This is a genomic window from Mesorhizobium sp. WSM4898, assembly GCF_029625845.1.
Classification (GTDB): Bacteria; Pseudomonadota; Alphaproteobacteria; order Rhizobiales; family Rhizobiaceae; genus Mesorhizobium.
This window is the reverse complement of the sequence record NZ_JARTVQ010000003.1, coordinates 631,737-644,939: the sequence shown is the minus strand read 5'-3', so window position 1 is coordinate 644,939 and position 13,203 is coordinate 631,737. Positions and strand designations below refer to the sequence as shown.

Sequence of the window (13,203 nt, the reverse complement as noted above, 5' to 3'; positions counted from 1 at the left end):
GCGACGGGAGATTTCCATGGCAACGATCAGGCCGATCACTGCCAGCAAGAAAGAGCTTCTCGATATCGAGAAAGGCTTCTGGACCGGCGATTCCGCGTATTTCGCGGCCCACGCCGATGTGGATTGCCTCGTCGCCTTTCCGGAGATGGCGCAGGCGATGACCAATGCCGATCTGGCCAAGACCGCCACCAAGCCCAATCGCTGGCGCGATCTCGACATTCGGCTGAAAGGCATGGTCGAACCCGGCAGCGATATCGTCATGCTAACCTACGAGGCGCGCGCGACGCGGGAAAACGGCGAGCCCTATGCCGCTCTCGTCAGCACCGGCTATGTTCATCGCGCCGATGGCTGGAAGATGATGTTTCATTCCCAGACGCCAATTGAAACTGCGAGCGGGTGACCGCTTACCTCAGGGATAAAAGACCGCGTCGCCCTTCAGGGCCTCTGCCAGCATTTTTTCGTAGCGGCTGCGCGGCACGTCGATGGCGCCGAAGCGCTTCAGGTGCTCGGTGGTGAACTGCGTGTCGAGGAGCGCGAAGCGGCGTTCGTTCAGCCGCTCGACGAGATAATAGAGGCAGGTCTTCGAGGCGTCGGTTTCCCGGGCGAACATACTTTCGCCGAAGAAGACGCGCCCGAGTGACACCCCATAGAGACCGCCGGCCAGCCGGCCCTCGCGCCACGCCTCGACGGAATGGCAGTGGCCCAGCCGATAGAGCTCGACATAGGCTTCGCGGATCGGCGCGTTGATCCAGGTCGAGCGGCGCTCGTCGCGCCTTTCCGCGCAGCCGTCGATCGTCGCCTCGAAGTCGAAATCGTAGCGGATGTCGAAAGGGTGCCTGCGGATCGTCTTCTTCAGACTGCGCGGCGTGTGGAATCCGTCGAGCGGGATGATGCCGCGCGTCTCCGGCCGCACCCAGAACACTTCCGGGTCGGTGGCGCTCTCTGCCATCGGGAACACGCCCGAGGCATAGGCTTTCAGCAGCAGGTCGGTCGGGATGCGGTAGCCGGGCGCGTAGGGACGAGTCATTGCGCCATTATAACCGCAAGATCCTATTCCTCCTTGGCCAAATATTTCTCAAGCCAGTGGATGTCGTAATCGCCGTTGGCGATATCCGGATTTCCGACGAGGTCGCGGAACAGCGGCAGCGTCGTCTTGATGCCGTCGACGACGAATTCGTCGAGCGCCCGGCGCAGCCGCATCATGCATTCGACGCGGTTGCGCCCATGCACGATCAGCTTACCGATCAGGCTGTCGTAATAGGGCGGGATCCGGTAGCCGGAATAGACGCCGGAATCGACGCGGATGCCGAGGCCGCCCGGCGTGTGGAAATGCGTGATCGTACCGGGCGACGGCGTGAACGTGCGCGGATCCTCGGCGTTGATGCGGCACTCGATGGCGTGGCCGTTGAACTTGATGTCTTCCTGCTTGACCGACAGTCCGCCGCCGGAGGCGACACGGATCTGTTCATGCACGAGGTCGATGCCGGTGATCGCTTCGGTCACCGGATGCTCGACCTGCAGGCGTGTGTTCATCTCGATGAAATAGAATTCACCGTTCTCGTAGAGGAATTCGATCGTGCCGGCGCCGGAATAGCCAAGATCGGCGATCGCCTTGGCGCAGATGCCGCCGATGCGCGCACGTTCCTCGGCGTTGAGGGCCGGTGAGTTCGCTTCCTCCCACACCTTCTGGTGGCGGCGTTGCAGCGAGCAGTCGCGCTCGCCGAAATGCACGCCGCGTCCGGCGCCGTCGCCGAACACCTGCAATTCGATATGGCGCGGCTTTTCCAGATATTTCTCGATGTAAACGGCGTCGTCGCCGAAGGCAGCGCCGGCTTCTGATCTGGCGGTCTGCAGCGCCACTTCGAGGTCGGCTTCGGTGCGGGCGACCTTCATGCCGCGGCCGCCGCCGCCGGCCGAAGCCTTGATGATCACCGGATAGCCGATCGCGGCGGCAATGCGCTTTGCTTCCTTCTCGTCGCTGATCGCGCCGTCCGAACCAGGCACCACCGGGATGCCGAGGCGCTTTGCCGTGCGCTTGGCTTCGATCTTGTCGCCCATGATGCGGATATGGTCGCCCGAAGGGCCGATGAAGGTGATGTTATGGGCGGCGAGGATATCGGCGAACTTGGCGTTTTCTGACAGGAAGCCGTAGCCCGGGTGCACGGCATCGGCGCCGGTGATCTCGCAAGCGGCGACGATCTGGTGAATGTTGAGATAGCTTTCGCGTGACGGCGGCGGGCCGATGCAGACGCTTTCGTCGGCAAGCCGCACATGCATGGCGTCGGAATCGGCCGTCGAATGGACCACCACCGTCTGGATGCCGAGCTCCTTGCAGGCGCGCAGCACCCGAAGCGCGATTTCGCCGCGATTGGCGATGAGGATTTTTTGGAACATCTGCCCGCTGTTCCCGGCTCTACTCGATGACCACGAGCGGCATGCCGTATTCGACCGGCTGGGCGTCCTCGATCAGGATCGCCGTCACCGTGCCGGCGCGCGGCGAGGGAATCTGGTTCATCGTCTTCATCGCTTCGATGATGAGCAGCGTCTGGCCTTCCTTCACCTTCTGGCCGATCTCGATGAACGCCTTGGCGTCGGGCGAGGGCGCGAGATAGGCGGTGCCGACCATCGGCGAGGGCACGGCGTTCTTGGAAGGATCGGCTGCCGTCGCGGGCGCGGCCGCTACCGCCTGAGCCGGCCCGGCAACCGCCGCGGACGGCATAGGAAGCGGAGCAGCGACCGCGTGGACGGCCTGAGACTGACGCGACACGCGCACTTTCAGATCGCCGAGCTCGACCTCGATCTCGGTCAGGTTGGTGTCGTTCAGTATGCCCGCCAAGTCGCGGATCAGCTGCTGGTCAACACCGTTCTTCTTTATCGACATTTTCGAGCCTTCTGTTTGGGAGCCGGTCACAGGCGCGCCGCCAGTGCCTGCAGCGCAAGCGTATAGCCGAGTGGCCCGAACCCGCAGATCATGCCGACAGCGACCGGCGCGACCATGGAGACGTGGCGGAAAGGCTCCCGCGCGTGGATATTGGAAAGATGGACTTCAGCGACGGGCAGCGGCGCGATCGCGCGGATGGCGTCGTGAATGGCAATCGAGGTATGGCTGTAGGCCCCGGGATTGATGACGATGCCTGCGGCCTTTTCACCGGCTTCCTGGATCCAGTCGACGAGATCACCTTCGTGATTGGACTGACGAAAATCGATCTCGAGCCCGAGCGCCGTGCCGGCGGCCTTGCAATCCTCGGCGATGGCGGCAAGCGTCTTGCCGCCATAGATCCCCGGCTCGCGCTTGCCGAGTGCATTGAGATTGGGACCGTTCAGGACGAAAATCGTTTTCAAATATGCCGACCTCTTCGGCGCCGGCCTCAAGCCGGCGCGCCGGACCTCTATAATGGGCATATCCGCCCGCGAAAAGAGCGCAAGTACGTTCTTTCGCTGTCCACAACAGGCGGAAAACCGCCTGTTATCGCGACTCGCAATCGCTTAGAGCATGATCCCGAAAACTGTGCAGCGGTTTTCGGAAAAGACCATGCCCAAACCTAGAGCGCGCTCTTGGCCTGCTCGATCTTCTCCGCCAGAACCTGCTGTCCGAGCGCGCCGAACACCACCTCATTGCCGACCACATAGGACGGCGTGCCGGTGATCGACAGCTTGGTGGCGAGATCGTAGGTGCGCGAGAGCGCTTCGTTGATGCTCGGATCCTTCATCTTCTCGCGCAGCTTCGCCTCGTCGGCACCGAGCGAAACAGCGACCTTCATGGCGGTGGATTCGGTGGCACGGCCCTGGCTGCCGAGCAGCGCAGTGTGGAACTCGCTGTACTTCTCCGGCATCATCAGATGGAAGGCCATCGAGACCACGCTGGCCTTTTGCGAATCCGGGCTGAGGATTGGAAACTCCTTGAGCACGAAGCGCAGGTCCGGATCGGCTTTGGTCAGCGCCTTCATGTCCTCAATGGCGCGTTTGCAGAAGCCGCAATTGTAGTCGTAGAACTCGACGATGGTGACTTTGCCCTTCGGGTTGCCGACCACGCCGTCGAAGGTGGAGTTGAAGATCTCGTCCTTCGCATCCTTGATGACGCCGAGTGCGGCGAGCCGCTGCTCTTCCTTCTGCTTGGCCTCGAGCGCGTCCTGAACCTCGAGCAGGACCTCGGGGTTTTTCAGCAGATAGTCGCGGATGATGCCTTCGACCTCCTTGCGGTCGATCTTGCTGTCCGCCGAGGCCACCTGGATGGCTTGCGTCGTGTCGGCCCTAGCGGCCTGCGGGCTTCCTGCCACGAAGCCGAATGCCAGCATGCCGAGCGCCACCGCCACGCCGGCGCTGCCGAGCAGGATTGCCTTGTTCATGATCAGTTCCTTCTGCCTGTCCCGGTCCAACCTGGTCGCCGCGCGCGGCCGGGAGGTTCACTTGAGTTTGTTAGATGGCGTGTAGTTTATGATATCCTGCGCGCGAAGCCAGCGGGGCTCGCCGCGCTTCAATTTCTGTTGAGCGCGCATGGCGAAGATCTTCGCGTTCTTATAGTCGGCCGAATAGAAATGGCCCTCCGCTGTCGCAAGGTCGGCGGCCGGGATTTGCCCCAATTCGCCATAGGCTTGAGCCAGATAGCGGTAGGCTACGGCGTTTTCCTTGTCGCGCCCGATCCCGCTGTTGAGCTGCGCCACCGCTTTGTTGATTGAGTCCGGCGTGCCGACCGCCATCAGCGCCTGGCCGAGCGAGACCAGCAGCAAGCCGGACCGCGCCGCGTCGAGGCTCGCCGCTTTGGCATAGGCATCCGCGGCGTCCTTGGGCCTGTTGGCCTTCATCAGGATGTCGCCGCGCAGTTCCTGGAAATAGGGGTTCTTCGGCTGTTCCTTGATCAGGGCCGCGGTTTTCGTCAGCGCGGCGCCAGGATTGCCGTAGAGATAGGTCTGCTGCGCGTCGCCATAGCGCGAGGCCAGGCTGGTCGGGTTCTTGCGCATCAGCCGCGCCACGGCCGCCTGGCCTTGCATATAGGCCGCGATCTTGATGCGCATCATGTCATGCCGCTGCTGCAGCGCCGGCGCGTCGACCTGGCTGACATATGGGCTCGCCTTGACCAGCACCTCGAGATTGGCGATGCGCTCCCGGGGCATCGGATGGCTGATCCGGTAAGGATCGAGCTGGGTGCCCGACAGCGAAAGCGCGCTCTGGAAGCGCCCGAAGGTCTTCAGCATGCCCATGCCGGACTGGCCGGTGGCATTGAGGTAGGTGATCGCCGAGCGGTCGGCGGTGATTTCTTCGCCGCGCTGATAAGCAAGGATGCTGCGCTGCGCCATCTCGCCGCCGCCGGCGGCGACGCCCATGCCGGCGCCGGCAAGGCCGCGGCTGTTGGTGGTGGCGCCGGCCACGATCGCGCCCGCCCCGAGCAGCGTGGCGATGATGGCCATGGTCTTGGCGCGATCGAGTTGATCGCGCAGCTTCTGCTGGTGGCCGCCGGCAATATGGCCGGCCTCGTGCGCGATGACGCCGATGATCTCGTTCGGCGTCTCGGCCGTCACTAGCGCGCCGGTGTTGATGAACAGGCGGCGGCCGGTCACGAACGCATTGAAGCTCTGGTCGTTGACCAGAACGATGTCGATCCCGTCATTGGCAAGGCCCGCCGCCTTGAAGATCGGTCGGGCATAGTCGCGCACCAGCGCCTCGATCTCGGCGTCGCGCACCACCGGCACGCCTTGCGCGAAGGCGCTCAGCGAAGTGGACACCGCGACGGCGGCGGCAAGCAGGAGCGTCGCGAACCCGCGCGCGGTTCGCCCTATTGCGGTCGATCTATCGATCATCGTTCGGGTCGGCTCAACATGACAGGTCCACTGGTAGACGAGCGGGCGAAGGATGAAAAGTCGGCGCCGATAACTTCCTGCGCGCTTGTGATCCCCACACCAATCGGGCATTTGTGCGGCGCTGCCGTCGAACTCCCGGCAGTTCCAGGGCAAGCGAGCGATGGTTTGCCTGTGGATTTGCCAACCAAAGGCAGGCTGAAGAGTCAGATGGTCGTTTCGCTTTCACGCCGCGGCGAGGTCGAGCCGTTCCACGCCATGGATATTCTGGCCGAGGCCAACCGGCTGAAGGCGACCGGGATTCCCGTGGTGTCGATGGCGGTCGGCCAGCCGTCGGACCCGGCGCCGGTCGGCGTCCGCGAAGCCGCCGCTCTCGCGCTGAAGCACGGCCGCATCGGCTACACCGATGCTCTTGGCCTGGCGGAGCTGCGCAAGGCGATCGCCGCGCACTATGGCGAGCATTACGGAATCGATGTCGCGCCCGCCCGTATCGCCGTCACTACCGGCTCGTCGGCCGCCTTCAACCTGGCTTTCCTGGCGATGTTCGATCCCGGCGACCGCGTCGCCATCGCCGCGCCCGGCTATCCGGCCTACCGCAACATCATGGCCGCGCTTGGCATCGAAATCGTCGAGATCGAGCTTGGCTCGGACGCCTATCTGCATGCCGACCACCTGAAGAGCGCACATCGCGAGAAGCCGTTGAAAGGCGTGCTGTTTGCCAGTCCAGCCAATCCGACCGGCGCGGTCATTCCAGCCGACGAGCTTTCCGCGTTGGTGAAGACCGCGGACGAGCTTGGCATCGCGGTGATCTCGGACGAAATCTATCACCGGCTGGCCTATGCCGCGCCCGACGTCACTGCACTTGCCTGTGGCGCCGGCGTGACGGTGATCAACTCCTTCTCGAAATACTATTGCATGACCGGCTGGCGCATCGGCTGGATGGTGCTGCCGGACGAACTGGTGCGGCCGGTCGAGCGCATCGCGCAGAGCCTCTACATCTCGCCGCCGGAACTGTCGCAGGTCGCGGCGGTCGAGGCCTTCAATGCCACGCAAGAGCTGGAAGCGGTGAAGGCGCGCTATGCCTGGAACCGCGACCTGCTGATGAAGCGTCTGCCGGAGCTGGGCTTCCTGCTCGCGGCGCCCATGGACGGCGCGTTCTACGCCTTCTGCGATGTCACGCGGCACACCAATGACAGCATGGCCTTCGCGCGCAAGATGCTGGCCGAGGCGCATGTGGCGGCCACGCCCGGCCGTGATTTCGATCCGCTCCAGGGCCATCGCACCATGCGCTTTTCCTATGCCGGCAGCCATGACGACATGGTCGAGGCGCTGGCGCGCATCGAAAGTTGGCTGAAATAGACGCTATGCCCGAGCTTGAACAGGCGCTGGCGGAAGTGGCCGCCGAAATGACCGAGCGCAGCGATCGCGGCGATGTCGCCACCTATATCCCGCAGCTCGGCAAGGTCGATCCGAAGAAATTCGGCATTGCCGCCGTGACCAATGACGGGCGCATCATCCTTGACGGCGAAGCCGATCAGCCCTTTTCGATCCAGAGCGTCTCGAAGGTGTTCACGCTGACCCTGGCGCTGGGCAAGGTCGGCGATGCGTTGTGGCAGCGTGTCGGCCGCGAGCCGTCGGGCAATCCGTTCAACTCGATCGTCCAGCTCGAGCATGAGAGCGGCATTCCGCGCAATCCGTTCATCAACGCCGGCGCCATCGTCGTATCCGACATCCTGCTTGCCGGCCACCAGCCGCGCGAGGCGATCGGCGAGATCCTGCGCTTCGTCCAATTCCTGGCCGACGACGACACGATCATCATCGACCGCGAGGTCGCGGCCTCGGAACGCGCTACCGGCTACCGCAACTTCGCTCTGGCCAATTACATGAAGTCCTTTGGCAATCTCGACCATGAGCCGGAGCTGGCGCTGGGCGTCTACTTCCATCATTGCGCCATCGCCATGAGCTGCCGGCAGCTCGCCATGGCCGGCCGCTTCCTCGCCAATGGCGGTCGGAACCCGGCGACCGGGCTGTCGGTAGTGTCGACCGAGCGTGCGCGCCGCATCGGCGCGCTGATGCTGACCTGCGGCCACTATGACGGCTCCGGCGATTTCGCCTTCCGTGTCGGCATTCCGGGTAAGAGTGGCGTCGGTGGCGGTATTCTTGGCATCGTGCCGGGCGTCGCCTCGCTCGCCGTCTGGTCCCCCGGCCTCAACGAGAACGGCAATTCAAAGCTCGGCTCCATAGCGCTTGAGAAGCTCGCCAGGATGATGAACTGGTCGATCTTCGCGCCTTAGCAGGTGCTGGGGCGCAAGATTGGAAGGCCAGAAAACGAAAATCCCGCGCCGGGCGGCACGGGATCTTCTGTTTAACAACTAAGCCTAATGAGCTGACAGAGCTTAGAAAAAGCCCTTCCGCTGCCACCAGCCGGCACGCTTCGGCTTTTCTTCGGTCTTGGCTTCCTCGCTGACGTTGGACGAAACGACGGGGACAGCCGGCGTGTCGATCGACTGCGGTTTGCGCCGCGTCGGATGGGCATTGACCTGCGCTTCGGCCTCGGTCGGAGCAGCAGCGGCCGCTGTCAGCTCCGGTTCGGCGGCCGCAGGTTCAGCGGGAAGTTCCGCCGCCCGCTCGGGCGCTTTCTCGGAGACGGTTTCCTCGACAGCCTTCTTCGATCGCGGTGCACGGCGAGGCTTCTTCGGCTTCTCCGTTTCCGCGACATCGTCATTGGCGGGCGAGGGCGCGGCCTGCTCTTCGGCTGCAGCGACCGGCGGCGCGCCTTCGGGAGCTTCGACTTCCGCTTCTTCGCCTTCGAAACCATCGCCGGCATCGGCATCGGCAGGGATTTCGCCTTCCTCGCGGCGATTGCGCTTGCCGCCGCGCTTGCCGCGACGGCGCTTCTTGCCCTGCCCCTCTTCGGCTGCTTCCGCCCCGGCCGGTGCTTCAGCCGTTACCTCGGCTGTCGCTTCGCCAGCAATCGTGCCGGCGTCCGCAGGTGCGGGGGCCGAGACGGCATCGCCATGGCCTTGATGCTCGCGGTCGCGATCCTTGCCGCCGCGCCGCCGACGGCGTTTGCGGCGCTTGCGGCCGCCTTCGCCGTCCTCGGACCGATGCGGATGCTGTCCCTGCTGTGGATGGCGCGGCTGTTCGGCCTGAACCGATACCTCTTCTTCCTCCTCGACGACGATCTCGTCCTCGGGCTCTTCCGGCTCGACATAGGTCGGCAGGCTGCGCACCTCGACGAAGCCTTCCGGCTTCTCAGCCACCGCGCCGCGGAAGATCGCGTAGTGTTGCGCGCCCAGCGTCTCGTCGGCTTCGAGCGTGATGCTCAGGCCGAACCGGGCCTCGAGCTCGACCAGATTGGCGCGCTTGTGGTTGAGCACATAAAGCGCGGTCGCCGCCGGCGTGCGCACTGTGATGTGGCTGCGCGAATCCTTGAGCAGGAATTCCTCGATTGCCCGCACCACCATCAGCGCCACCGAGGAGTCCGATCTCACATGGCCTGTGCCGCCGCAATGCGGGCAGGGCTTCATCGTCGATTCCAGCACGCTGGCACGGATGCGCTGGCGCGACATCTCCATCAGGCCGAAATGCGAGATGCGACCGACCTGGATGCGGGCGCGATCGTTCTTGAGGTGATCCTTCAGCCGCTTCTCGACCGCGCGGTTGTTGCGGTTCTCCTCCATGTCGATGAAGTCGATGACGATCAGGCCGGCAAGGTCGCGCAGCCTGAGCTGCCGCGCGACTTCCTCGGCGGCCTCCAGATTGGTGTGGAGCGCGGTGTCTTCGATCGAATGCTCCTTGGTGGAGCGGCCGGAGTTGACGTCGATCGAGACCAGCGCCTCGGTCTGGTTGATGATGATGTAGCCGCCGCTCTTCAGCGTCACTTGCGGCTGCAGCATCCGGTCGAGCTGCGCCTCGATGCCGTTGCGCACGAAGATCGGCGTGGTGTCGCGGTAGGGCTGAACCACCTTGGCATGGCTCGGCATCAGCATCCGCATGAAGTCCTTGGCCTCGCGGTAGCCGTCCTCGCCGGAGACCAGGATCTCGTCGATATCCTTGTTGTACAGGTCGCGGACCGAGCGCTTGATCAGGCTGCCTTCCTCATAGACCAGGGCAGGGGCCGTGGACTGCAGCGTGAGATTGCGGACATTCTCCCAAAGCCGCATCAAATATTCATAGTCGCGCTTGATCTCGGCCTTGGTGCGGCTTTCGCCGGCGGTGCGCAGGATGACTCCCATGCCCTGCGGCACCTCGAGATCGGCGACGACCTCCTTCAGCCGCTTGCGGTCCTGGGCATTGGTGATCTTGCGCGATATGCCGCCGCCACGCGCGGTGTTCGGCATCAAGACCGAATAGCGGCCGGCGAGCGACAGATAGGTGGTCAGCGCCGCGCCCTTGTTGCCGCGCTCTTCCTTGACGACTTGGACCAGCAGGATCTGGCGGCGCTTGATGACTTCCTGGATCTTGTACTGGCGGCGCACCGGCTTGCGGCGGTTACGGACCTCTTCAAGCGCATCCTCGGCGCCGACCGATTCGATTTCGTGTTCGTCCGAATGTGCGGACGAAACTTCTTCGAGCATGCCGCGATCATCGTCGCTGGGAGCGGCTTCCTCGGCCGGAGCGACCTCGCTGGTCGATTCGGCCTGCACCGGTTCCGAAATCACATCCGCATCGATGCTCGCGGCGATCGAAGTGGGGCCGCTCTCGGAAGGCTGGCGATTCTCGCTGTCGGTCGCATCGGCGTCTTCGGTGTCGCTGCCGGCTTCGGGGGCCTTGTTCTCCTCTTCGCCGGCTGCCTCGGCTACGGTCTCAACGGTTTCGGAGCCTTCGGTGGCTTCGGTCGAGGTATCGGCCGCATCGCCGGGCTCATCAGCGGAAGCGCTGGAAGCTGCGACCTCATCGGCGCTTTCGCCGCCTTCGTCGGCACCGGCAGCATCGGAACCGCGCTTTTGCTCGGCCCGGTCGCGGTTCTTGCCGCCGCGCCGGCGGTTGCGGCGGCCGCCGCGATCGCGCGCCTGCTGTTCCTCGCCGGTCTCGGCCTCCTCGTCCTCTTCGTCGTCCGCCTCCTGCGCTTCGGCGCGCAGCAGGGCCTGACGGTCGGCTACCGGGATCTGGTAATAGTCGGGGTGAATTTCACTGAAGGCGAGAAAACCGTGACGGTTGCCGCCATATTCGACAAAGGCTGCCTGAAGGGAAGGTTCGACGCGGGTTACGCGGGCGAGATAGATGTTTCCTTTGAGCTGCTTCTTGTCCTGGGATTCAAAGTCGAATTCTTCGATGCGGTTACCGCGAACGACAACAACGCGTGTTTCCTCCGGGTGGGAGGCGTCTATCAGCATCTTGTTGGGCATTATTTCGTTTCCTCCCGGCAGCCATCAGCCGCAGCTGGCGAGGCAGACCCCGCCGCTGTGTGCCTGGATTTGTGTGGCTGCCGGATAATTGAATGTCCGCCGGCCGGAGCTTGAGCGCGATGGCGGTGCCGCCCGCAGCCACAATGGCGCGGTTCGATGCGGACCTTTCCATGATTGCGCTTGAAGCCATCGGCACCCAGCAGAACCTTTTGAACCAAAGCCCGGGCTTGGCCGGACCAGCTTGTTTGCTCGCACAGAGCCGGCGCGGGAGATCCCGGCCGTTTTCATCGCGCAAGCGATTCCCCCGCCACGGGAGCACGCCTGCGAAAATCGTCGCGATCACCTGAAACCCGGAAGCGCCTTGCACATCTTACCCTGGCGGGAAGCTGCAGGGCGGGCGGTTCCGGGATTGCAGTGATCCAATGTCGCTTTTATGATTTGGCGGGGTGGAAGGCAACCCCGATTTCGGATGCCGGCAAAAAGCGCTTCCGCAGGGGAAGGTCGCGCTCCACCTGCTGCATGAAAAGGCTTGGTTAACCTTCTCTGGATACCAATCGTTAATCGGGTTGGCCGCCAGACAGGCCGTTCTGCCAAACAGGCCGGCGCGAGGCGCCTAACGGGGAGCGACTGGAATAGAGATGGGACTGGCAGGCACCGCAGACAAGGAGCGTGGCGCCGCCGGGCATCTGCGGCTCATGGCAAGGGCTGTTTTCCTGCTGGTGATCCTGCTTGGCCTGACCGCCGCCTCGCGGGCCGACGGGTCGCTTGGCGCCACCGGCTACAAGATGGCCGGCAATGCCACCAAGATGCGCATCGTCGTGAGCTTCGACAGAGAACCGGACGTGAAGTGGTTCCTGCTGCGCGGTCCCAGCCGCCTTGTGGTCGACCTGCCGCGCACGCGATTCGCCCTCAACGCCAAGGACGTGAAGCCGCGCGGGCTGGTGCGCGCCGTTCGCTACGGCGATCAGGGCAAAGGCTCGCGGCTGATCCTCACCGGCAAAGGACCGTTTGCCGTCGACAAGCTCGAGGTGCTGAAGAATGACGATGGCAGCGGCTATCGCGTGGCCATCGACATGTCGGCCGCATCGGAAAGGGAATTCGACGAGGCTTTGGCCAACCAATCGCTGACGACCGGCTCGACCGTTTCCACCGACAAGGGCGGCCGTGTCGGGACCGGGCCGATTTCGGCGCCTGGGCACCGCTTCACAGTGGTCATCGATCCGGGTCATGGCGGCGTCGACGGCGGCGCGGAGAGCGCCGGCGGCACGGTCGAGAAGAACGTCACGCTCGCCTTTGCCACAGAATTGCGTGACAAGCTGGCCGCGGTCGGCAGCTATGATGTCTATATGACGCGGGACAGTGACGTATACCTGCCGCTCGACGAGCGCGTGCGCATCGCTCGCCAGCACGAAGCCGATCTGTTGATCTCCATCCATGCCGATACGATCGCAGTGAAGGGACTCCGCGGCGCCACGGTCTACACGCTCTCGGACAAGGCCTCCGATCCCGAGGCTCAGGCGCTCGCCGATCGTGAAAACCTCTCCGACCAGTTCGCCGGCCTGAAGATCGAGGACGACAATAAGGAAGTCACCGACATCCTGATCGACCTGATCCGCCGCGAGACCCACGGATTTTCGATGAGCTTTGCGCACACGCTGGTCGGCCAGTTGTCGACCAGCGTCGGTCTGATCAACAATCCGCAGCGCTCGGCCGGCTTCAAGGTGCTGAAGGCGCCCGACGTGCCCTCGGTTCTGGTCGAGCTTGGTTACCTCTCCAACAGCAAGGACGAGGCGCAATTGCTCAGCGCCGACTGGCGCGGCAAGGCGGCTCAGAGCATAACCAATGCCGTTGCCCTGTTTGCCGCAGCGAAAGCGGGAGCCAGGGCCGGGGGCTGACGGGACCCACCTGCCCACAACCTTGAGCCGTCCTACAACCGCAAGCAGCGTTGCGCGACGACAACACGTGGCGTTATTATTTGGCGGACTGAGTTCCTGAAACTTCGTGCTGCCGTATTTTGTCCACATGGTCGCGACAATGGGTTTCCATTGCGGATTGGGACC

The 13,203-nt window shown here is 63.8% G+C and carries 11 protein-coding genes; 4 read left to right on the top strand and 7 right to left on the bottom strand.

The annotated features are described in order from the left end of the window. Nucleotides 1–16: 16 nt before the first annotated feature. The gene (locus tag P9228_RS17920) at nucleotides 17–400 is read left to right on the top strand and encodes a hypothetical protein (RefSeq protein ID WP_066989496.1); all 384 of its coding nucleotides are present in this window, start codon (nucleotides 17–19) and stop codon (nucleotides 398–400) included. A gap of 9 nt (nucleotides 401–409) precedes the next feature. On the opposite strand, the gene aat is transcribed toward P9228_RS17920, so the two are convergent. The 6 genes from aat to P9228_RS17890 form a co-directional block, all read right to left on the bottom strand. After that, nucleotides 410–1,027: a leucyl/phenylalanyl-tRNA--protein transferase gene (gene aat / locus P9228_RS17915; protein WP_066989498.1), complete on the bottom strand. Its 618-nt coding sequence runs from the start codon at nucleotides 1,025–1,027 to the stop codon at nucleotides 410–412. A 23-nt stretch (nucleotides 1,028–1,050) separates the two neighbouring features. Further along, on the bottom strand, nucleotides 1,051–2,394 hold the full coding sequence (accC, locus tag P9228_RS17910; protein WP_066989500.1) for an acetyl-CoA carboxylase biotin carboxylase subunit: 1,344 nt from the start codon (nucleotides 2,392–2,394) through the stop codon (nucleotides 1,051–1,053). A gap of 19 nt (nucleotides 2,395–2,413) precedes the next feature. Further along, nucleotides 2,414–2,881, bottom strand: coding sequence for an acetyl-CoA carboxylase biotin carboxyl carrier protein (gene accB / locus P9228_RS17905; protein ID WP_067321651.1), 468 nt, complete (start codon nucleotides 2,879–2,881; stop codon nucleotides 2,414–2,416). A 26-nt stretch (nucleotides 2,882–2,907) separates the two neighbouring features. Continuing rightward, nucleotides 2,908–3,342, bottom strand: a complete 435-nt coding sequence (gene aroQ, locus P9228_RS17900) for a type II 3-dehydroquinate dehydratase (RefSeq protein ID WP_066989889.1) — start codon at nucleotides 3,340–3,342, stop codon at nucleotides 2,908–2,910. Between the two features lie 200 nt (nucleotides 3,343–3,542). After that, nucleotides 3,543–4,346 carry a DsbA family protein gene (locus P9228_RS17895; protein WP_067321649.1) on the bottom strand — a complete coding sequence of 268 codons (804 nt, stop codon included), beginning with the start codon at nucleotides 4,344–4,346 and terminating at the stop codon, nucleotides 3,543–3,545. A 57-nt stretch (nucleotides 4,347–4,403) separates the two neighbouring features. Then, entirely contained in the window at nucleotides 4,404–5,795 is a 1,392-nt protein-coding gene (locus tag P9228_RS17890) for a M48 family metalloprotease (RefSeq protein WP_127246961.1), read from the bottom strand. 207 nt (nucleotides 5,796–6,002) lie between these two features. Here P9228_RS17890 and P9228_RS17885 point away from each other — a divergent pair, with 207 nt between their 5' ends. Both P9228_RS17885 and P9228_RS17880 read left to right on the top strand, forming a co-directional pair. Further along, nucleotides 6,003–7,151, top strand: coding sequence for an aminotransferase class I/II-fold pyridoxal phosphate-dependent enzyme (locus P9228_RS17885; protein WP_127246962.1), 1,149 nt, complete (start codon nucleotides 6,003–6,005; stop codon nucleotides 7,149–7,151). Nucleotides 7,152–7,156: 5 nt separating this feature from the next. Then, entirely contained in the window at nucleotides 7,157–8,086 is a 930-nt protein-coding gene (locus P9228_RS17880) for a glutaminase (protein WP_278054625.1), read from the top strand. 102 nt (nucleotides 8,087–8,188) lie between these two features. Here P9228_RS17880 and P9228_RS17875 read toward each other — a convergent pair whose 3' ends face one another. After that, complete coding sequence (locus tag P9228_RS17875) at nucleotides 8,189–11,143, bottom strand: Rne/Rng family ribonuclease (protein ID WP_127246964.1); 2,955 nt, start codon at nucleotides 11,141–11,143, stop codon at nucleotides 8,189–8,191. Nucleotides 11,144–11,781: 638 nt separating this feature from the next. Between P9228_RS17875 and P9228_RS17870 the strand changes: the two genes are divergently transcribed. Further along, on the top strand, nucleotides 11,782–13,038 hold the full coding sequence (locus P9228_RS17870; RefSeq protein ID WP_278054623.1) for an N-acetylmuramoyl-L-alanine amidase: 1,257 nt from the start codon (nucleotides 11,782–11,784) through the stop codon (nucleotides 13,036–13,038). Nucleotides 13,039–13,203 lie beyond the last annotated feature (165 nt).

Excerpts from the sequence above, each read along its gene's own strand:
- P9228_RS17920 (WP_066989496.1), top strand. The coding sequence starts at position 17 with ATGGCAACGATCAGGCCGATCACTGCCAGCAAGAAAGAGCTTCTCGAT.
- aat (WP_066989498.1), bottom strand. The coding sequence starts at position 1,027 with ATGACTCGTCCCTACGCGCCCGGCTACCGCATCCCGACCGACCTGCTG.
- accC (WP_066989500.1), bottom strand. The coding sequence starts at position 2,394 with ATGTTCCAAAAAATCCTCATCGCCAATCGCGGCGAAATCGCGCTTCGG.
- accB (WP_067321651.1), bottom strand. The coding sequence starts at position 2,881 with ATGTCGATAAAGAAGAACGGTGTTGACCAGCAGCTGATCCGCGACTTG.
- P9228_RS17895 (WP_067321649.1), bottom strand. The coding sequence starts at position 4,346 with ATGAACAAGGCAATCCTGCTCGGCAGCGCCGGCGTGGCGGTGGCGCTC.
- P9228_RS17890 (WP_127246961.1), bottom strand. The coding sequence starts at position 5,795 with ATGATCGATAGATCGACCGCAATAGGGCGAACCGCGCGCGGGTTCGCG.
- P9228_RS17885 (WP_127246962.1), top strand. The coding sequence starts at position 6,003 with ATGGTCGTTTCGCTTTCACGCCGCGGCGAGGTCGAGCCGTTCCACGCC.
- P9228_RS17880 (WP_278054625.1), top strand. The coding sequence starts at position 7,157 with ATGCCCGAGCTTGAACAGGCGCTGGCGGAAGTGGCCGCCGAAATGACC.
- P9228_RS17875 (WP_127246964.1), bottom strand. The coding sequence starts at position 11,143 with ATGCCCAACAAGATGCTGATAGACGCCTCCCACCCGGAGGAAACACGC.
- P9228_RS17870 (WP_278054623.1), top strand. The coding sequence starts at position 11,782 with ATGGGACTGGCAGGCACCGCAGACAAGGAGCGTGGCGCCGCCGGGCAT.